This window comes from Cuneatibacter sp. NSJ-177 (assembly GCF_022867805.1).
GTDB lineage: Bacteria > Bacillota > Clostridia > Lachnospirales > Lachnospiraceae > Pseudolachnospira.
Genome location: NZ_JALIFO010000006.1, coordinates 718391 through 739269, shown reverse-complemented (window position 1 = coordinate 739269; position 20879 = coordinate 718391). Strand labels below are relative to the sequence as shown.

Annotated in this window: 14 protein-coding genes, 1 pseudogene and 1 riboswitch; of the genes and pseudogenes, 4 read left to right on the top strand and 11 right to left on the bottom strand. The window is 51.8% G+C overall.

The window, feature by feature from the left end; translation table 11 throughout:
- Window positions 1–101: 101 nt before the first annotated feature.
- Both topA and MUB23_RS11315 read right to left on the bottom strand, forming a co-directional pair.
- The gene (gene topA / locus MUB23_RS11320; protein ID WP_244800592.1) at window positions 102–2078 is read right to left on the bottom strand and encodes a type I DNA topoisomerase; all 1977 of its coding nucleotides are present in this window, start codon (window positions 2076–2078) and stop codon (window positions 102–104) included.
- A 257-nt stretch (window positions 2079–2335) separates the two neighbouring features.
- The gene (locus MUB23_RS11315; RefSeq protein ID WP_244800590.1) at window positions 2336–3508 is read right to left on the bottom strand and encodes a phosphoribosylaminoimidazolecarboxamide formyltransferase; all 1173 of its coding nucleotides are present in this window, start codon (window positions 3506–3508) and stop codon (window positions 2336–2338) included.
- A gap of 222 nt (window positions 3509–3730) precedes the next feature.
- Window positions 3731–3809: riboswitch (ZMP/ZTP riboswitch) on the bottom strand.
- Window positions 3810–4108: 299 nt separating this feature from the next.
- Here MUB23_RS11315 and MUB23_RS11310 point away from each other — a divergent pair.
- On the top strand, window positions 4109–5062 hold the full coding sequence (locus tag MUB23_RS11310) for a sensor domain-containing diguanylate cyclase (protein ID WP_244800588.1): 954 nt from the start codon (window positions 4109–4111) through the stop codon (window positions 5060–5062).
- Here MUB23_RS11310 and dprA read toward each other — a convergent pair.
- Both dprA and MUB23_RS11300 read right to left on the bottom strand, forming a co-directional pair.
- A complete protein-coding gene (gene dprA, locus MUB23_RS11305) occupies window positions 5057–6118 on the bottom strand; it encodes a DNA-processing protein DprA (RefSeq protein ID WP_244800587.1) in 1062 nt (353 codons plus the stop codon). The two genes, MUB23_RS11310 and dprA, sit on opposite strands and share 6 nt — an antisense overlap.
- A 3-nt stretch (window positions 6119–6121) precedes the next feature.
- Entirely contained in the window at window positions 6122–7651 is a 1530-nt protein-coding gene (locus MUB23_RS11300) for a YifB family Mg chelatase-like AAA ATPase (protein ID WP_244800586.1), read from the bottom strand.
- Window positions 7652–7887: 236 nt separating this feature from the next.
- Between MUB23_RS11300 and MUB23_RS11295 the strand changes: the two genes are divergently transcribed.
- A complete protein-coding gene (locus MUB23_RS11295) occupies window positions 7888–9138 on the top strand; it encodes a DNA polymerase Y family protein (RefSeq protein WP_244800585.1) in 1251 nt (416 codons plus the stop codon).
- 41 nt (window positions 9139–9179) lie between these two features.
- On the opposite strand, the gene MUB23_RS11290 is transcribed toward MUB23_RS11295, so the two are convergent.
- From MUB23_RS11290 to MUB23_RS11280, 3 genes are all read right to left on the bottom strand, one after another.
- The gene (locus MUB23_RS11290; RefSeq protein ID WP_244800584.1) at window positions 9180–10568 is read right to left on the bottom strand and encodes a hypothetical protein; all 1389 of its coding nucleotides are present in this window, start codon (window positions 10566–10568) and stop codon (window positions 9180–9182) included.
- 61 nt (window positions 10569–10629) lie between these two features.
- The gene (locus tag MUB23_RS11285) at window positions 10630–11847 is read right to left on the bottom strand and encodes a pyridoxal phosphate-dependent aminotransferase (RefSeq protein ID WP_244800583.1); all 1218 of its coding nucleotides are present in this window, start codon (window positions 11845–11847) and stop codon (window positions 10630–10632) included.
- 3 nt (window positions 11848–11850) lie between these two features.
- Window positions 11851–13137 carry an O-acetylhomoserine aminocarboxypropyltransferase/cysteine synthase family protein gene (locus tag MUB23_RS11280; RefSeq protein WP_244800582.1) on the bottom strand — a complete coding sequence of 429 codons (1287 nt, stop codon included), beginning with the start codon at window positions 13135–13137 and terminating at the stop codon, window positions 11851–11853.
- A 184-nt stretch (window positions 13138–13321) separates the two neighbouring features.
- Here MUB23_RS11280 and MUB23_RS11275 point away from each other — a divergent pair, with 184 nt between their 5' ends.
- Together MUB23_RS11275 and MUB23_RS11270 are read left to right on the top strand one after the other, a co-directional pair.
- On the top strand, window positions 13322–15274 hold the full coding sequence (locus MUB23_RS11275) for a fructose-1,6-bisphosphatase (protein ID WP_244800581.1): 1953 nt from the start codon (window positions 13322–13324) through the stop codon (window positions 15272–15274).
- Between the two features lie 231 nt (window positions 15275–15505).
- On the top strand, window positions 15506–16816 hold the full coding sequence (locus MUB23_RS11270; protein ID WP_244800580.1) for an MATE family efflux transporter: 1311 nt from the start codon (window positions 15506–15508) through the stop codon (window positions 16814–16816).
- Window positions 16817–16819: 3 nt separating this feature from the next.
- Here MUB23_RS11270 and def read toward each other — a convergent pair whose 3' ends face one another.
- The 4 genes and pseudogenes from def to MUB23_RS11250 form a co-directional block, all read right to left on the bottom strand.
- Window positions 16820–17275: a peptide deformylase gene (gene def / locus MUB23_RS11265; protein WP_244800579.1), complete on the bottom strand. Its 456-nt coding sequence runs from the start codon at window positions 17273–17275 to the stop codon at window positions 16820–16822.
- 225 nt (window positions 17276–17500) lie between these two features.
- Window positions 17501–17791: pseudogene (locus MUB23_RS11260) on the bottom strand (sigma-70 family RNA polymerase sigma factor); the annotation flags it as partial.
- A 150-nt stretch (window positions 17792–17941) separates the two neighbouring features.
- The gene (locus MUB23_RS11255; RefSeq protein WP_244800578.1) at window positions 17942–20191 is read right to left on the bottom strand and encodes a sensor histidine kinase; all 2250 of its coding nucleotides are present in this window, start codon (window positions 20189–20191) and stop codon (window positions 17942–17944) included.
- A complete protein-coding gene (locus MUB23_RS11250; RefSeq protein ID WP_244800577.1) occupies window positions 20178–20879 on the bottom strand; it encodes a response regulator transcription factor in 702 nt (233 codons plus the stop codon). Before MUB23_RS11250 ends, MUB23_RS11255 begins: the two co-directional genes overlap by 14 nt.

The window sequence follows — 20879 nt, the reverse complement described above, 5'->3', positions numbered from 1 at the left end:
ATCCAAATATTCAACAATACATATACATCCTACACCATGTGCTCATTTTTTGCAAGAGTTTTTTGCCAACTTAATATTTTCTTTAGAATTAGAATACGTTTCTATTTTTTGTCTGATTTGTCAGTGGAAGGTTTCTGCCAAGTCATATAATCGCATTCCGGATTTTTCTCACACCCATAATAGCGGCGTCCCTTCTTTGTTTTCCGAATCACCAGATCCGCTCCGCACTTCGGGCAGGGAACTCCGATCTTTTCCAGATACGGTTTGGTATTTTTACACTCCGGAAATCCCGGACAAGCCAGAAACTTTCCATGGGGACCGTATTTAATCACCATGTTGCGGCCGCAGTGCTCACAGATGACATCGGTTTCCTCATCGGCGATCTTAATTTTCTCCAGCTCTACTTCCGCTACATCCACATCGTGTTTCAGTGTCGGATAAAAACCGGAAACCACATTTCGCCAGCTCTCGTCCCCTTCCGCCACCTGATCCAGACGGGATTCCATGCGGGCCGTAAAACCTTCATCCACAATACTGGGAAACGAACGTTTCATAATTCCGTTCACCACTTCACCCAGCTCCGTCACATAAAGGTTTTTGTTTTCCTTTGTAATGTACCGCCGGGCCAGCAGCGTCGTGATCGTCGGAGCATAGGTACTCGGCCGGCCGATGCCGCATTCTTCCATCGCGCGGACCAGACTGGCCTCGGTAAAATGAGCAGGCGGCTGCGTGAAATGCTGCTTCGGATCAAATTCATTTAACGAAAGCTCGGATTCCTTCGTCAGCTTCTGCACCAGACTGTGCTTCTCCAGTTTCTCCTCCTCCCCGTCATAAACGGAAAGGAAGCCGTCGAACGTCTGAATATTGGCGGACGCCGAAAAAGGATGCTCTCCGGCTTTGATTTTAATCGTCGTATTCTCATAGCGCGCGTCCTGCATACGGCTCGCGGCAAACCGGCGCCAGATCAACTGATACAGGCGGAACTGTTCCCGGCTTAAAGAATCCTTTAAACTGGCCGGCGTCCGGGAAATATCCGTCGGACGGATGGCTTCATGGGCGTCCTGGATCTTGCCTTTTTGCTTCCCGGCGATGGCTCCCTCGGCCACATACTCTTTTCCGTAATGCTCTTCAATATACGCCCGCGCCGCTGCGTCGGCCTCGTCTGCGATTCTGGTGGAGTCCGTACGCAGATACGTAATCACTCCGATGGTGCCGCTCCCTTTGACGTCAATGCCTTCATAGAGCTGCTGGGCGATCCGCATGGTCTTTTGCGTTGAAAAGTTCAGGGTCTTCGCAGCTTCCTGCTGCAGGGTGCTGGTCGTAAAAGGAAGCGGGGATTTCTTGCTCCGGGAAGATTTTTTGATCTCGGAGATCACAAATTCCTCCTGCCCTGCCTCTTCCATCAGAGCCTTGATGTCCTCTTCCGATGCCAGGGTCCGTTTTCCACTGTAGCGAGCTGTCAACGGATGCTTTTCCCCTTTGATCGCAAGCAGTGCATCCAAGGTCCAATATTCTTCCGGTACAAACGCATTGATCTCTTCTTCTCTCTCACAGACCATTGCAAGTGAAGCGGACTGAACTCGTCCGGCGGACAGACCTCGTTTCACTTTCTTCCAGAGCAGCGGACTGATGCTGTAGCCAACCATACGATCCAGCATCCGCCTGGTCTGCTGCGCGTCCACCAGATTCAGATCCAGCGCCCGCGGTGCTTTCAGCGAAGCTTTCACCGCATTTTTTGTGATCTCGTTAAAGCTGATGCGGCGGACATTTTTTTCTTCCAGCTTTAAAGCTTCCTGCAAATGCCAGGCAATCGCTTCCCCCTCGCGGTCCGGGTCAGTTGCGAGATAGATTTTATCCGCCTTCTTGGCTTTTTTCCGCAGATTTGCCAGAACATCGCCTTTTCCGCGAATGGTAATATATTTCGGCTCATAGTTATTTTCTACATCGATGCCCAGCTGGCTCTTCGGCAAATCCCTGACATGGCCGCCGGAAGCTTCCACATCGTAGCTGGAACCCAGAAATTTTTTTATCGTCTTCACCTTTGCCGGTGACTCTACAATGATTAAGTTTTGTGCCACGCGCTTTACTCCTTATTGCCGTATACTTTCTTCTATATTATAATAGTTTCCTATGGCTTTTTGACATGAAACGAAACCACTATACAACATTTTTTCCGGAAAAGCAAGACTAATCCTCGGCATTTGCAAAAATCTTTCTTCCTTATAGGATGAAAAAACCGCTGCAAAAATCAGGTTCCCCAGACAAAAGAAAACTCTTGTCAGCCTTCCTTTTGCCACAGGCAATCCGCATTCTGGCAGCGGTTTTATCTTACATTTTAATGATGGAACAGACGAATGCCGGTAAAGGCCATTGCGATATTATATTTGTCACAGGCCTCGATCACATTGTCGTCCCGGATGGATCCGCCAGCCTGGGCCACATAACGGACGCCGCTGCGGGCAGCTCTCTCAATGTTATCTCCAAACGGGAAGAACGCATCGGATCCCAGCGACACGCCGGACAGCTGCGCCAGCCAAGCTTTCTTTTCCTCAGCGGTTAACGGTTCCGGCTTCTCGGTAAATACCTGCTGCCATGCCCCATCCTTCAACACATCCTCAGAAAAATCCGAGACATAGACATCAATCGTGTTATCGCGGTCCGGGCGTCTGATATCCTCACGGAACGGAAGGTTCAGAACCTTTGGATTCTGGCGAAGGAACCATACGTCCGCCTTATTGCCGGCCAGACGGGTGCAGTGAACGCGGGACTGCTGTCCAGCGCCGATGCCGATTGCCTGGCCGTCTTTGGCATAACAGACGGAGTTGGATTGCGTATATTTTAAGGTAATCAGAGAAATCAAAAGATCACGGGCCGCAGATTCCGGAATCTCTTTATTCTTCGTCGGAATGTTTTTCAACACTTCCGCATCCAGTTTAATGCTATTTCTCTTCTGCTCCAAGGTGATTCCAAAAATCTCTCTCGTCTCAATTTCCGCCGGCACATAATCCGGGTCCATCGTCATGACCAGATAATTTCCTTTTCTCTTCTTTTTTAAGATTTCCAGCGCTTCGGCGGAATAGGACGGAGCGATGACGCCATCCGAAACCTCTCTTGCCAGGTATGCGGCAGTTTGAGCATCGCACTCATCCGACAAAGCCGCAAAATCTCCATAGGACGACATCCGGTCTGCCCCTCTGGCGCGGATATAAGCGGTAGCCATCGGAGTCAGGGGGACGCCCTCCACAAAATAAATCTTCTGCAGAGTTTCATCAAGCGGCACCGCCACGGCGGCTCCGGCAGGACTGACATGCTTAAAGGATGCAGCGGCGGGAAGTCCAGTCGCTTCTTTCAGTTCCCGCACCAACTGCCAGCTGTTAAAGGCATCCATCAGATTGATGTAGCCCGGCCGGCCGTTCAGAATCGTGATCGGCAGCTCGCCGTCCTTTTGGTAGATGCGCGCCGGTTTCTGATTTGGATTACAGCCATACTTCAATTCCATTTCTTTCATTTCAGTTGCCTCCTTAATCAATATAAAAATGAATTTCACTCTGCGAAAGCCCGCGCCGCAAATGCGTCGCGTCAGCGACATCTTCCTTTCCATCTGCGTGTGCAGCCTTAGCGGAGCGTTTATTATTACCGTGAAAGTCGATTGCTTCGTGCCATGCCCTCCCGCAATCGCCGCTTGCCGGGACTTTCACAGTAAAGAGCAGAAAAGAGCCCACCATCCCGGACTCCTTGCCCAGACGGTCGGCTCTTTTCTGCTGCACTCCATGTGGTCACTTCCACTTCCGTCAGTCGTACAGCCTGGATTCAAAATATCACATTTATCTCTTGTTGTCAAGTGCCCTGTCGAATTTCCCACTTTTCTTGTCGATAAGTTCCCGTCAACGAGGATACCATTTTCTTCCATCTGTGGTATAATGAAAACTACTTGCGGAGCAAAGTGTCGCAGATAGTTTTGTTAAGACAGAGCGCAGCCAAATTCGGATTTCCCGCTGTTTTGGTAGCGCAACGAATGCCATAAAAAGGCAAGGCGGAGCAGAACAGGGAGTTTTGTGCAGCAGGATATTTTCTATTGCCATAAATCAGATGATTCAGGAGTATTACCATGGAAAAAGTTAACGAACCCCCCTCAGAACAAACGATGCAGACGCTGCTGGAATATCAAGAGATCTTTCAGGTTGCTCTGAAATCCGCCGGTATCTGTGTTTTTAAAGTGGATCTGAATCGCCAGCTTTATATTTTCCTGGAAAACGCCCAGGCTGTCTTTGGAAAACCAGATAAGGAAATCCTTTCCGAAATCAACCGCTTTCGTGACTTTCCTCCCGCAGCATACCGGCAGGAAATTGCAAAATATTTTTCCCATCCGGACGACCAGGAGTCCACAGTCTGCGCCATTCAGACCGTCTGGACCGGAAAGTCGGTCTCCTATTACGCCAGAATGAAGGCCGGGAATACCGATTGTGTATGGTGTAAAGTTGATTTGATCCCGGTTCCGGAAGGCAGCGTTCCCGACCATATGATCGGAACCATTTCCAATATTCACGACATCAAGATGCAGGCTGTTTTATATGAGGCCGATGCCAAAAAAGACCCTTTGACCGGCCTTTGGAACAGGAAATATGCGGAGAGCCGGATCCAGTCCATCCTATGCAGCAGCCATCCTCAGGATAAGCACGCCTTGTTGATCATTGATCTGGATGATTTTAAAGATGTGAACGATATCTGCGGCCATCAGGTCGGAGACCGGGTATTGGAGGCAACCGCCGCCGACCTGAAAAGATGTTTCCGGAAAAGCGACGTGATCGGCCGTTGGGGAGGAGACGAGTTTTTTGTCCTGGTGCGGGATATCCCGGACATCCATTTTCTCTCCGGCAAAATCACTGCTTTTTTAGAGAGTTCCGCCTCCTCCCAGATCGCCAAAAGTATCGGCTGCGCGATCTATCCCGATCAGGCAGACCATTATTCCCAGCTGTTTGAACTTGCAGACCGCGCTCTCTACATGGCGAAGCAGAAAAAGAATACCTTTGTCATCGCCCCTCCCCTGAAACCGCCTCTATAAGATGCGCAGGTATTGGTTCCCACCGACCTGGCGCACCTTTTCTTTCATTTCCAGCCGCAGCAAAATCAGCAAAACCGCACCCACTTCCCAGCCGGTCTCCCGGCAGATTTGCTCCAAATGTTTTGGATCCGTGCCGAGGCAGTCCCAAATCTCTTTTTCATCCGGCGGCAGCTCTGCCTCTTCCGCTTCCTTTCGATCTTGTTTCTCTCTTCCCAGCGCCCGCAGCACATCCTCCGGCTCCGCAACAATTCCCGCGCCCTGGCGGATCAGACGGTTGCAGCCTTCATTCAGCGGCGATCCCATCCGGCCGGGCAGCGCCAGCACGTCCTTTCCCTGCTCCAATGCCCAGTCCGCTGTGATCAAGGAACCGCTCTTCTTCCTTGCCTCCACCACCAGCACCAAATCCGACAGCCCGCTGATAATCCGGTTCCGGAGCGGGAAATGGTAAGGAAGTGGCGGCGCTCCTGCTCCGTATTCCGAGAGAATCCCTCCGGATTTTTCTAATTCTTCGTAGAGCTGCCGGTGGCTGGCCGGATAGCAGACATCGATTCCGGTCCCCAGAACCGCGCAGGTATAGCCTCCTGCCCGAAGTGCTCCCCACTGGGCGCTTCCGTCCACCCCCAGCGCCATTCCGCTGATGACACAGATTCCCTGCTCCGCCAAAAAACGTCCGAAAAATTCCGCCTGTTCTATCCCATAAGGCGTACATTTCCGCGCCCCGACCACCGCCACCGCCGGTCCGGGCGGAGGAAGACTCCCTTTCACAAACAAAAAGAACGGGCTGTCCGGAAGGCCTGCCAGCCGCTTGGGGAATTCCTCCTCATCCTGAGTCAGGAAACGGACGCCCTGCTGTTCCCAGACCCGAAGCTCCTCCGGGAATGTCACTGCCTTCCGCTTTGCTTCATCGGCTTCTTCCTGCTGCGCCGGAGTCACCGGAAGTTTTTTCGATGCAAAAATCTCCTCCGGACTTCCGAACTCTTTCAGCAGCTTTTGTATGGTGCGGCCTCCCCAGGAAGACAGTCCGCTCATCCAATACCAGATTTCTTTTCTTGTCATATTTCACCCCCAAAACCGCTGCTCCAGCCCCCGGTATCCAAGGGCTTCTCCCAGATGACGCTCCATAATTTTATCTTCACCGTCCAAATCTGCGATGGTCCTCGCCACTTTCAAAATCCGATAATAGGCCCTGGCGCTTAAACCAAGCTTTTCAAAAATATGCGCCATCATGGACTCCTCCTGCTCGTCCAAACGGCAATATGTCTTCACATGCCGTCCCGTCATCTGTGCATTGCAATCAATTCCAGCATCCCTTAACCGATGCCTCTGGCGTTCCCACGCCTCCCTAACCCTGCTCCGGATTTGCGCCGAAGTCTCATTTTCCCCCTCCGCGCGCACCGCTTCAAAGCCAATGGCAGGCGCTTCCACACAGAGGTCCATCCGATCCAAAAGCGGCCGGCTGATCCGACGGAGATAACGTTTCACCTCCGCCTCGCCGCACTGGCACCGGCTCCGATCCGGATAGTAGCCGCACCGGCAGGGATTCATGGCAGCTACCACCATACAGTCCGCCGGAAACAGGTAGGAGCCCTGCACCCTGGAAATTCTAACGGCCCGGTCCTCCAAAGGCTGGCGGAGAACTTCCAGAGACACTTTGGGAAATTCCGGCAGTTCATCCAGAAACAGCACGCCGCGGTTGGCCAGTGAGAGTTCTCCAGGTTTCGGAACCCGGCCGCCGCCGACCAAAGACTGGTAGGACGCGGTGTGGTGAGGTGCCCGAAACGGCCGTTCCGTCTTCAGCGGCCGGTCGGGCGGCAGAAGGCCGCAGACGCTGTAAATTTTTGAAACCTCCAGACTCTCCTTTCTCGTCAATTCCGGGAGAATCGTCGGGATCCGGCGGGCTACCATGGTTTTTCCGGAACCAGGCGGACCAATCATGAGGAGATTGTGCATGCCGGCGGCAGCTACCTCAGCCGCCCGTTTCAACGCAATCTGCCCGTTCACCTCCGAAAAATCCTCGCCATAATTCGGCCGGTCCTCCGGCGTCCACACCGGTTCCCGGATTCGCTCCTGCCAGGCTCCGGGCGTCTGAAGCAGCCGAACCGCCTCCGGCAGGTTCTCCACCCCGGCAACTGCCATTTCTTCCACCAGAGCGCCTTCCGCTTCATTTTCCTTCGGCACAATACAACCGGACACCCCAGCCTCTTTGGCGGCCCCTACCATAGAAAGTACGCCCGGCACCGGCCGGACGCCTCCGTCAAGCCCCAGTTCTCCGATCACGGCCAGACGGCGCAGGCACTGTTCCGGCAAATGTCCGTAGGAAGCCAAAATTCCCAGGGCCACAGCCAGATCAAAAGAAGTCCCTTCTTTTCTCAGATCCGCCGGCGACAGATTCACGGTAATCCGTCTGGGCGGCAGAGCAAACCCAGAATTTTTCAAAGAAATTCGAACCCGCTCTCTCGCTTCCCGGACTTCAGACGACAGATAGCCAACCATAGAAAACTCCGGCAGGCCTGCGGACACATCGGTTTCCACCGAAATAAAAAGCCCGTCGATTCCCTGGACCATCATACTATTTACTTTGGTATACACGCTTCTCCTCCTCGGAGAGCCAGTGGGAAAATAAAAGAAATCATCATACGCAGACCTGCGCAAAAGGATAAAATATCAGATCTTGTTGAAGTATAACATATCCTACTGCATTTGTAAAGAAGAACTCCCCCTTTACACCGAACAAATGTACTGATATACTAAAGATAACTGGTTCCGGCCGCACGATGGCAAAAGACCTTTATCCCCAAAAGCGAGCCGGAGGGAAAGGAGCAAGCATGCCGCAGCGCACAATCTTTCATGTCGATGTAAATTCTGCATTTTTAAGCTGGAAGGCAGTCTATCAGATCCGGGAACAGGGATCCCTGGTGGATTTACGGGAAATTCCCTCCGCGATCGGGGGAGATGAGCATAAGCGCCACGGAATTGTACTGGCCAAATCCATTCCCGCCAGAAAATATGGAGTCCGGACCGGGGAGCCGCTCCTTTTCGCGCGCCAAAAATGCCCGGAACTGGTCGTGGTTCCGCCGGATTTTCCCCTCTATGTAAAATGTTCCAAAGCTTTTATCGACGTCCTTCTCCGCTTTGCCCCCGCCGTTGAACAGGTCTCCATCGACGAAGCATTCTGCGATATGACCGGCACAAAGCGGCTCTACGGTCCATTGACTGAGTTTGCCGTCCGTTTAAAAGATACGATCCAAGGGGAACTGGGATTCACCGTAAATATCGGCGTATCCTCCAATAAGCTTTTAGCAAAAATGGCGTCGGATTTTGAGAAGCCCAACCGGGTTCACACGCTGTTCCCGGAGGAAATCCAAACAAAAATGTGGCCGCTTCCCGTGGGAAAACTTTATCTGGTGGGGGAGTCGGCGGAAAAAAAGCTGCGGAGCCTCGGCATCCACACCATCGGTGACCTTGCCAATACAGATCCTTCCGTGCTGCACTCCCATCTGAAAAAGCACGGAGAGACCATCTGGCGTTACGCCAATGGCCTGGATGATTCCCCTGTCTTGGCGGAGCCGGAGGAGACGAAATGCTATGGGAATTCCACCACGCTTTCTCACGATGTGACGAACGCGGAAGAAGCAAAACAAGTCCTGCTCTCCCTGACAGAAACCGTAGCGGCCCGGCTCCGCGCCGACTCCAAGAAAGCCTCGCGGATCTCCGTTTCGATCCTATCTTCCGATTTTGTCACCAGCTCCCATCAAGTCACTCTGGACTCTCCCACGGATGTGACCGCCGAGATCTACGAAGAAGTTTGCAGTCTGTTTGACCAGCTATGGGGCCGTCAGGCGATTCGGCTCCTCAGCGTCCAGACCTCCCGGCTATGCGAAGAGGAGATCCACCAGTACAGTCTGTTCGACAGTCCGGAAAAGCGGGAGAAACTGGCAAAGCTGGACGATGCCGTGGACGGAATCCGAAGCCGTTTTGGCGAAGACGCCGTAAAACGCGCCTGTTTTCTGGACGGCACCCGCCATATGACCGGAGGATTGAATGCAGCCAAGCGGAATCTGAAAAAAGAAAGATAAAAAGATTGAGAGCGGGCTTCCTCGGAATCCCGCTCTCAATCTTAAAAAGTAAGTCCTTCCACAAACGGCGTAATCAGCTCCTGCGCCGTCGCTTCCGGTCCGGACGAAACAATTTCTGCCATACCAAATGCAGCGCCGCCGTCTACCCATGCGTGATACTCCTGGTACTGACGATCGCCGAATGCCTGGTAAGTCACCAGGATATAGGATACTTCCTTGCCGCCGATGGTCTCTTTTTGCACCTCCGTCGCCGTTACATTCTGATAGTTCTCCGTATCCTCCTTCATATAATCCACCCAACTGGTGACCTGCGACGCCAGATCCTCCTCATCGTAAAGCGATTTTCCATTGAGCGTATAGGTCACATTCACTTCATAGGATTCATCCGATAAAGTGACCATGGTATCCGAAGCATAATCACAGCGGTACCCAGCCGGCAATGTTCCGGTCATTCCGGATTCCGAATAACTGTCATAGAGAGAGAACTTTCCGGTCTCGTTAACCGCCTTGGCCGCCGCTTCATAGTCTTCCGTGCTGGGCTGAGTGGAAGTCCCAACATCGGAGGACTGTACCTGACTCGTCTCCGTCTCGGTCGGCTGCGTCGCGGGTTCCGTGGGTGTCTCCGCCGCAAGGGCCTCATCCGGAACCTTAATGCTCTTTACCGTGTCAAAGCCAAAATCAGTAATCTCAAAGGAGAGCTCGATCTTGCTTCCGGCCAGCTCCGTGCCCTCAAAAAGCTGATTCAGGGAATCGCCAAAATCCACTTCCGCTTTCAACGGAGTTTTATCCTCTTTGCTGATAAACCAGACAATGTCCAGGTTCAGTTTGGAGAGGTCCACATCCTTCGCCATATCCTCGATGTCGCTCTCGCTTACTTCCGCCATCTCAGAGAATGCGTCCATCAGATCCTTTCCATTTACAGTGGATGTCAAAACATAAGCTTCCTCACCGTCCACCTTTTCCGTATCTTTTTCCAGCGTCCATTCCATCTTATCATTCATCAGCTTCGACAACTGGCTGCTGGAATCCTGGTCGCCCTTATCCGCCTCGCTGTAGCTCCAGATATCGTTTTGATAAGTGTAAACCTTCTCCTTATCGCCGTCTTTAACAGAGATCATCTGCATATCCATGGCCTGCTTCTGTCCAGCAGCCGACACTGTTATCCCCATGTCGATGATGCTTCCCTTGTCTTTGACGGTCTGAAGTTTTCCCGCCAGTTCCAGCATCATTTCCATAGAAATTCCATTGGAGGAAATTTTGATGGTGCCGTCGATATTCATCTCAGCTTCAATGGAAGAAGCGTCCTCCCACTGAGCTTTCATGGCGTCGACCAGCTCTGTTGCCGTAACCTTTTCCCCACAGCCCGCCAGTCCTGCCACTGTCAGCAGGCAGGCCATCAGGACAGCCAAATACTTTTTCATTTTCTTCATTTCCTTCCCCTCATATCTTGTTTAATTATAATTAATTACCTCTAAAATCCATGCGGATTTTTCACCTTTGATGGTATCCTTCCAGGAAATCTCTCAGGCGTCCCGCCGCCATTTTCAATTCGTCGACCCGCGGCAGATACACAATCCGGAAATGATCCGGCTGCGGCCAGTTAAATCCGCTGCCCTGAACAATCAAAACTTTTTTCTCTTTCAGGAAATCCAAGGCAAACTGCTCGTCATTCAGAATCCCAAAACGCGCCACGTCCAGCTTCGGGAAAATATAAAATGCCGCTTTCGGCTTTTTCGCTGTCACGCCCGGAATCTCATTGAGCGCCTGGTAGATATATTCTCTCTGCTCATAGATCCGGCCGCCGGGAAGCAGCAGTTCATCGACGCTCTGATAACCGCCCAGCGCGGTTTGAACCACCAACTGTGCCGGTACATTGGCGCACAGGCGCATCGAAGAAAGCATATTCAGCCCTTCGATATAGCCCTTTGCATGGGATTTCTCCCCGCTCAGGCACATCCATCCGCTCCGATAGCCTGCGATCCGGTGTGACTTTGACAAACCGTTGAACGTAACGCAGAGCAGATCCGGAGCCAGAGAAGCAATCGAAATATGCTTTTCCCCATCCATGACCAGCCGGTCGTAGATCTCATCGGAGAATAAAATCAGTTGATGCCTCCGCGCAATCTCTACGATGCGCTCCAGCAAATCCTGGGGATACAAGGCTCCGGTCGGATTATTCGGATTGATAATCACAATCCCCTTGGTGCGGTCCGTAATCTTGCTTTCCAGATCCGCAAGGTCCGGAAACCAGTCCGCCTCCTCGTCACAAAGATAATGCACGGGTTTGCCGCCCGCCAGGTTGGCCGCGGCGGTCCACAGCGGATAATCCGGCGCAGGGATCAAAATTTCATCCCCGTCGTCCAAAAGCCCCTGCATCGCCATCATGATCATTTCGCTGACCCCGTTTCCGATGTAGACATCTTCCATGCCCACATTCGGGATCTTTTTCAGCTGGCAGTACTGCATAATCGCTTTCCGGGCGCTGAAAACGCCTTTGGAGTCCGAATAGCCTTCGGCATTTTTCAAACCAGCCTGCATATCCTGGATAATCTCCTCCGGCGCCTGAAATCCAAAGGGCGCCGGGTTTCCGATATTCAGTTTCAGCACGTCGATATTGTGGGCGCTCATCCGGTTCGCTTCATCTACAACCGGACCCCGCACGTCATAACAAACATGGTCCAATTTGTGAGATTTTTCAAAATAACGCATTTCTTACTCCTTACCGGCCGCCAGCGCCTGGTCAATGTCGGCGATGATATCATCGGCTCCTTCAATACCCACGGAAAAACGGATCAGGTCCGGCTGGACCCCAGCTTCTACCAGCTGCTGCTCGTTTAACTGCCGGTGGGTATGGCTGGCCGGGTGCAGGACTGAAGTCCGGGCATCCGCCACATGGGTCACAATGGCTCCCAGCTTCAGATGATCCATAAAGCGGACCGCCACTTCCTTCCCGCCTTTCAGACCAAAAGAGATAACGCCGCAGGTTCCGTTCGGCATATATTTTTCTGCCAACGCGTGATATTTGTTGTCCGGAAGTCCCGGATAATTCACCCAGGCCACCTCTTCTCTGGTCAGAAGATATTCTGCTACTTTCTGCGCATTTTCACAGTGGCGGGGCACCCGCAGATGCAGTGTCTCCAGCCCCAGATTCAGCAGGAACGCATTCTGAGGCGACTGGCAGGTTCCCAGATCCCGCATCATCTGAGCGGTGGCCTTCGTGATGTAGGCAAGCTTACCAAACCGCTCCGTGTAAATAATCCCGTGGTAAGAATCGTCCGGGGTCGTCAGTCCGGGGAACTTCTCCTTGTGAGCTTCCCAGTCAAAATTTCCGCTGTCCACAATACAGCCGCCCACAGCCGCCGCGTGGCCGTCCATATATTTGGTGGTCGAATGGGTCACAATATCCGCGCCCCACTCAAAAGGCCGGCAGTTGATCGGCGTCGCAAAGGTATTATCCACGATCAGCGGCACACCGTGACGATGGGCCAGGCGGGCAAATTTTTCGATGTCCAGCACTACCAGAGACGGGTTGGCAATCGTCTCCCCGAATACTGCCTTGGTGTTGGGGCGGAACTCCTTCTCCAACTCCTCTTCGCTGGCATCCGGGTCCACCAGCGTTACCTCGATCCCCATTTTCTTCATCGTAACTGTCATCAGGTTGGAACTGCCGCCATAGATCGTCGCAGAGCTAATCACATGGTCGCCCGCCCCGCAGATATTAAATAAAGCCAGAAATGTCGCCGCCTGTCCGGAAGAAGTCAGCATTGCGCCGACGCCGCCTTCCAGGGCGCAGATCTTCGCGGCCACCGCGTCACAGGTGGGATTTTGGAGTCTGGAATAGAAATATCCCTCTTCTTCCAGGTCAAACAGTTTTCCCATGAAATCACTGGTGCTGTATTTAAACGTTGTGCTCTGATAGATCGGGAGTATTCTGGCCTCGCCGTTCTTCGGCTGCCAGCCTCCTTGGATACAAATGGTATCCTGGCTCAATTTCTGCATTTATTTTCCTCCTGAGGTTTCTTATGCCGGTATCCCCTATCCGGCTTCCTAACCTTTTTCATATGGTAACAGTATAAGCAATTTCTTCTTTCCCGTCAATGCTCAGCTTAGGAAAATCCGATAGCTTTTTTTCTGTAGTTATGGTAAAATGAGGAAGATCATTTCATAGGGGAAAGGAGCATTTATGACCCACGAAGAAAAGAAGTACCTGGAAACCCTGTCGTATCGTTTTCCTTCAATTGCCAAAGCCAGCACGGAGATTATCAACCTGTCTTCCATCCTCCAGCTGCCCAAGGGCACAGAACATTTTATGACGGATATTCACGGGGAATACGAACAGTTCATTCACATTCTGAAAAACGGTTCCGGCACCATCCGCAGCAAGATTGACGATGTATTCGGATTTGAGCTGTCCCAGGAGGACAAGACCGATCTGGCCACGCTGATCTACTATCCGGAGGAAAAAATCAAACTGGTGGAAGCGACCGGCATCAATATGCACGACTGGTACCGCACCATGCTTTTACGCATGATTCGGATGACCCGCAGAGCCTCCATGAAATACACCCGCTCCAAAGTCCGGAAATCCATTGACCCGGCCTTTGTCTATATGATCGAAGAACTGGTGGCGGTCAATGAATCCACCGACAAAGAAAACTATTATGAAGGCATTTTGGAAGCCATCATCCGCACCGGACGGGCCACAGAGTGTATCGGCGCTTTCGCCCACACGATTCAGCGTCTGGTGGTCAACCATCTGCACATTCTCGGCGATATCTATGACCGGGGCCCCGGCCCTCATATCATCATGGACACGCTGATGAACTATCACTCCGTGGATATTCAGTGGGGAAACCACGATGTGGTCTGGATGGGCGCCGCCTGCGGCAATCTGGCCTGCATCGCTACGGCGCTGCGGCTGACCGCCCGCTACGGGAATCTGGACACCATCGAGGACGGCTACGGCATCAACCTGATCCCTCTGATGCGTTTTGCCCTGGAATATTACGGTGATGACGATTGCTCCTGCTTCAAAGTCAAATACGATCCGAAAACCTATGATGAAACGGAATTGCCCACCGATACCAAGATGCACAAGGCGGTAGCGATCCTGCAATTCAAGCTGGAAGGCCAGCTGATCAAACGGCATCCGGAATTCCACATGGACGACCGCCTGCTCCTTGATAAGATCGACTATGAAAACAAGAAAATCACCCTCTATGGGCAGACCTATGATCTGGAAGACATTAATCTGCCCACAGTGGATCCGAAAGACCCTTATAAGCTGAATGAAGCAGAACAAATCCTGATGGAAAAGCTTCAAGCTTCCTTCCTGAGCTGTTCCAAGCTGCAGGCGCATGTCCGCTTCCTGCTGAGCAAAGGGAGCCTTTATCTGGTCTATGACAACAACCTGCTCTTCCACGGATCCATTCCTCTGAATGCGGACGGCAGTTTCCGGGAGGTAAAGCTGGAAGGAAAAACCTACAAGGGCAAAGAATTGATGGATGTATTCGACAATTATGTCCGCAAAGCTTATTATCTGGATCCGGGACCGGAAAAGATGTATGCCACGGATATCATTTATTATCTGTGGACCGGCGCTTCCTCCCCGCTCTTTGGCAAGGAGCGCATGACCACCTTTGAGCGGTACTTCATCAAAGATAAAAAGTCCCATGAGGAGCCCAAAACACCTTATTATAAGCTTTACAACGATGAGGAGGTCGTCAACAAAATCTTTGAAGAATTTGGCCTGGAGCCGGAGGATTCCCATATTGTAAACGGGCACGTGCCCGTGAAGCAGAAAAAGGGCGAATCCCCGATCAAGTGCGGCGGCAAACTTCTGATCATCGACGGCGGCTTCTCCCGTGCCTACCAGTCCACCACCGGAATTGCCGGATACACACTGATCTCCAATTCCTACGGTCTGAAACTCGTCTTCCACGAGCCATTCACCTCCACCGAGGATGCGATCCGGACCGGCAGCGATATCCATTCGGAGATCTTCGTTGTTGAAAAAGTCACCAAACGCCAGGTGGTTGCCGACACAGACACCGGAAAGCTCTTAAAGGAGCAAATCCGTGATCTGGAAGAACTGCTGGCCGCCTACCGCTCCGGCGAACTGAGAGAGCGCGAGTAAAAACTGCTGCGGAAGGGGAAATGACCTCTTGCCATTTCCCCTTCCATCTGCTATAATCAATCCACACCAATTGAATCTGTCTTTTCTCACTTGCCGCCGGGTAAGCACACCGTTGGATTTCGTATCGTTAGGCCTTTGAAGATACGAAATGCCAGCGTTTTTTTATTTTCCCTGCGAAAAAGCAGGAATCCCGCCGCTTTCCAAAGATGGATTCCATATCAGGAGGAAACCATGAAGCAACCGTCTATCTTTCGTGAGTTTATCAAATATTCGTCCTTCAATGTCCTGGGAATGATCGGGCTATCCTGCTATATTCTCGCCGACACCTTCTTCATCTCAAAAGGAGTGGGCGCGAACGGGCTGACCGCCTTAAATCTGGCGCTTCCCATCTATAGCTGCATCCACGGAAACGGGCTGATGCTGGGAATGGGAGGAGCAACCAAATTTTCTATCCTAAAAGGGCAGCAGGCATCCGGCCATACGGACCGGCTGTTCACCAATACCCTTTACCTGACCGCTCTCTTTGCCGTTTTCTTCCTGACGGCCGGAATTTTTTTCTCAGCCCCCCTGACCAGGCTGATGGGCGCCGATTCCGAAGTATTCGCAATGACGAACACCTATCTTTCGGTTATCCTGCTGTTTTCTCCGGCATTCCTGCTCAACGAAGTCCTGCTCTGCTTTGTGAGAAACGACGGAAATCCCCGCTTATCCATGCTGGCCATGCTGGGTGGGAGCCTCTCCAATATCCTCTTAGACTATCTTTTTATTTTCCCCTTGGAGATGGGGATTTTCGGCGCTGTTCTGGCCACCGGATTTGCGCCCCTGATCAGTATGCTTCTATTATCCAGGCATTGGTGGAAAAAGCAGAACACGTTCCATTTCAAAAAAGCGAAACCAGATTTTACTCTGGTCCCGCCCATCCTGTCCTTAGGCTTCCCCTCCTTCCTGGCGGAGATTGCCTCTGGGATTGTGATCATTGTATACAACGCAATTTTACTGAAAATTCAGGGGAATGTGGCTGTCGCCGCCTACGGCGTGATTGCCAACCTCTCCCTTGTGGTCGCCGCTGTCTACACGGGAATCGCTCAGGGGGTCCAGCCACTGCTCAGCCGGGCCTACGGCTGTTTTGATCCGGTCAAAATCCGGCAGCTTCTTCGCTATACCCTGCGAACCGTGTTTGCTGTGTCAATACTGATTTACCTGGCCGTCTTCTGGTTTGCCGGCCCGATCACCAGCGTCTTTAACAGCGAGCAGAATGTACAGTTACAGGAAATCGCAACGGCGGGATTAAAATTGTATTTTACATCCGCCCTTTTCATGGGGACAAATATTGTGATTTCCATCTTCTTCACCTCAACGGACCGGGCGCTGCCTGCGCATATCCTTTCCCTGCTGAGGGGGCTGATCGTTCTGGTGCCCATGGCGCTTCTTTTTTCCTATCTGGCTGGGATTCAGGGTGTTTGGCTCTCTTTCCCCGCCACCGAAGGCCTGGTCACGCTCCTGGGTCTTTTGCTGCTGAAACAAGAAACGCTCCGGAAATAAATCTCAGACCTCGATCTCTCCGATCGCTTTGTCCAGATAAATCTCGCCGTCCAGATGCTCCAGTTCATGGCAAAAACATTTTGCCATCTCATCCTCCCCGGTAAGGATAACAGTCTCCCCATTTTCATCCCACGCTTCCACCGTAACCTTCTGGGGACGCAGGATCCGGACAAAGCGGTTGGGGAAGCTGAGGCAGCCCTCGACGCACTCCTGGGTTCCGCTGCTCTCGACGATCCGAGGGTTGACCAGCTTCCTCTGCTGGCCGCAGTAATCGATCACAACCAGCCGCTTAAGTATTCCCACCTGATTTGCAGCCAGCGCAGCCCCGTTTTCCGCCTCATGGAGAGTGTCCATCATATCCTCAAGAAGTTGCCGGATCCGGTCGTCGACCACGGCCACATATTTACATTTCTTTCGAAGCATTTCATCGTCCCACATCCGAATGATTCTAATTGCCATCTACCCTTTTCTCCTTTCCGTCCAGGATCGTCTCTGGCTCTCCTCAAAAAGGAAGACCTCCTCGATCGAACAGTCAAAAACACGGGAAATATCATAAGCCATCCATTGTAATGTTTACTTTACATTTACTATAGCTCCTAACGGGGGCTTCGTCAACCTTCCTGCGAAAATTCTATCGCTCAGAGAAATAGATCCAGCGCCATCCGTTTTTCCCTCTCCCTATTTCATTGGCACGGCATACGTGGAAAATTTGACGTTCTGGGTCACGTCAAAATTGTCGATGGCTTTGATCAATCCAATGCAGCCGATCTGGAACAGGTCGTCCATGTTGTCCCCATTGCCGGAAAAACGCTGGATTACGCTGAGAACCAGCCTGAGATTTCCTTTGATGTATTGTTCCCGTGCCTCTTTGTCTCCGGCCAGGATTCGCTTGAATAAGGCATCCTTCTCCTCATTCTTTAAAAGCGGCAATTTGGACGTGTTCACCCCACAGATTTCCACTTTATATGCAGCCATACAGTCTCCTCCTCTTCAGATAGGTTTTCCTTTTTCTACTATTAAATCATGCACGAATCCGAGGTGATTTATTCCGTTTTTTCCAATGCAAACGCTTCCTTTTTCCGGTAAAAAATCGAATCCAAAAACCGCAAAAAAAGAGAGGCCTTGTCAAGGTCTCTCTTCTTTCATTTCTTCGTTTTTTTCTTTCGGGAAGGTCACAATCGCCTTGAAGATATCCCCGTCCGACTCGATGGAAAAACTGCCGCCCTGGATCTTCACAAAACTTTCGACGATCGCAAGGCCCAGACCAGACCCCTCGGTGTTTCTGGATTTATCGCCGCGGACAAACCGCCCTTTCAGCCAATCCAGATTTTCATCCAGTTCATTTTTCGATACATTTTTGACTTCCAGGCGCACCTGACGTTCCAGATCCTCCAAAACCAGATGGGCGCGGGTGCCGGGCACGCTGTACTTGGCTGCATTGCCGAGAAGATTTTCCAGAATCCGGAAAGTTTTACCGCTGTCCAGCATCAATGGAATTTTTCCTTCCGGCACGTGAATCCTTAAAGTGAGTTCTGCATCGGCCATCGAATCCTCCATCTCAAAGGCTGCCTGCCTCACCAGCTCCGCCAGATCCACCGGCTCTTTTTCCACCTTCAGGTTTCCGCTGGCTGCCTTACTGACCTCAAAGAGATCTTCGATCAGGCGTTTCAACCTGGCCGCCTTCTTTTCCAGCGTATCGATATAGCCCTGACGTTCCTCCTCGGTGCCTGCCCCATCCTTCAAAAGCCCGATGTAGGTAATGATTGCCGTCAACGGAGTCTTTAAATCGTGGGACACATTGGTGATCAGTTCGGTCTTCAAATTCTGGCTGCGCGCCTCTTCCTCAACCGCCACTTTAAAGCCGGATTGGATCTGAATCAGCTCCTGTTTCAAAGGCTCAAAGGTCCCCAGATCTTCCTCTGGAAACTCCGCATCCAGATTGCCTTCCGCCATCTCCTTTGCGGCGTCCAGTACGGCTTGGTACCGATTGCGGAACCGCTCCTGGAAATGCTGAAGTACAAAGAACATAACAATGGTGTAGATCAAAATACCGAGAATCCCTACAAACCAGATGCTGCAAAATAAGGTAAGCAGCAGGGCATTGGCGCCCAGCGCCAAGAGGAGCCGGCGGTTTCCCGGTTCCGTCACGTCGATCTGTTCCAGACGCAGAAAGAAAGATTTTATTTTCCTCCAAAGGTACCGGCAAAACTGCACGGTCCAGCACTGTTCTTTCAGATACCGCTTCACGCCGACCACAAAGATGCGGCGAAGGGAAAGCACCAGGCAGAACCAAAGTCCAAAAACAAAGGCCCACAAAAGTACATGGAATCCCAGCAGGAGCTTTTGGGTGTTATCCACACCAAGGCTCCAGAATCCCGCGGCAGCCATGGACTCCGCCGTACTGCCGTTTAAGACATTTCCTATCATCAGGAAAAAGGCGCTTCCGATATCCATCATACCGAGATAAAACAACCCGCCGGTGAAAATGAGTTCCAGAGGGATATGGCCGAATCTGCCTTCTCCCACCCCCAGCGTCCGCCAGAGCGGCAGGAGCAATGCCAGTAATGTCACAATGGCCAGCCCCACCAGCGCCGCAGTCCCCAGGCCGCTGTTGAGGGTACGGCTGTAAAGGACATAAGCCTCCCCCGTATAATACTCATACCAACCGCTCAACACCGGTGTTTCCGGAAAGGTCACAACCACCAAAATATTTTTCGGTTCCTTCACAAGACCTTCATAGGCTCGAAAGGAAGACTCTCCCAGTGAATCCAGCATGGTTCCGGCTGTGTTGAGCGCCACCCGCTCCCGGCTCTTTTCCATCGGCCAATCTCCCATGGTAAGAGCCGGCACTTCCAGTTCTCCGGATTCCAAAAAGCGGAAAGCCACGTAGCAGGCATCTCCCGACGCGGGCGTCTGACCTCCGGCAATGCTCTCCAGCTCATCCTTGGTGTTGGTCAGCTTAATCCCGGTTTTCTCATCCAAGATCAGGTATTTGCCGCCGTTCTCGGCAATACTGTCCATAAAATTGGTATAAAGATCTTCGAACCGGCTGTCGAAATATTCCCTGCTCTCCTCGCTGATCTCACGATCGGGATCTTGGAAGATCAGATCCGTGGGTGAGATCACGGACGACGCTTCTTTTTGCATTAACTGCCAATACATTCCATACGCGCCGGAGTACAGGCGGTTCAGATAATTGGCGACGGCTTCCTCCCGGATATCCTCCCGCTGCGTGACAACGTTGGATGCGTCTGCCTTGGCCTGCGCCTCCAGCTGATCGGAAAAGAACGGATAGAGCGCCACCAGGATTCCGCCTAAAATCAACATCAGTCCGCAGCAGATAATGATTTTCAGTCCTTTTTTATTGCTTTTCAATTTTATATCCAACTCCCCATACAACCTTCAAATATTTCGGTTCCTTTGGGTTGACTTCAATCTTTTCCCGGATATTCCGGACGTGGACCATGATCGTCTCCGTTGCAATGGCTCTTTCATTCCAGACGCTTTCATAGATCTGATCCGCAGAGTACACCCGGCCGGGCGATTGAATCAACAACGCTAGTATCTTAAATTCCAAAGGCGTCAGGCGCACCGGCCTGCCGTCCGCCACCACTTCTTTCGTCTCCTCATTCAGCTCCAGTCCTCCCACCACGTGAATGTGACTGTTCTCCTGGGCGCCTGCGAATTTCAGATAGCGGGCATAACGGCGAAGCTGGGAATTGACCCGAGCCAGCAGCTCCATCGGGGCAAAGGGCTTTGTCACATAGTCATCCGCACCGATGTTCAGTCCCGTGACTTTATCGATTTCCTCCGACTTTGCCGAGAGCATAATCACTGGAAAATCATAAGTTTCTCTCAGCTTCATGGTCATCGTGATACCATCCATCACCGGCATCATGATATCCACGATGGCCAGATGAATCGTTTCCTTTTCCAGCACCGAAAGGCCCTCCCGCCCGTTTTCGGCAGGAAAAACCTGATAGCCCTGATTTTTCAGATAAATTCCGACGCCGTCTCTGATTTCCTTATCGTCCTCCACCACTAAAATGTGATATTGTTCCAT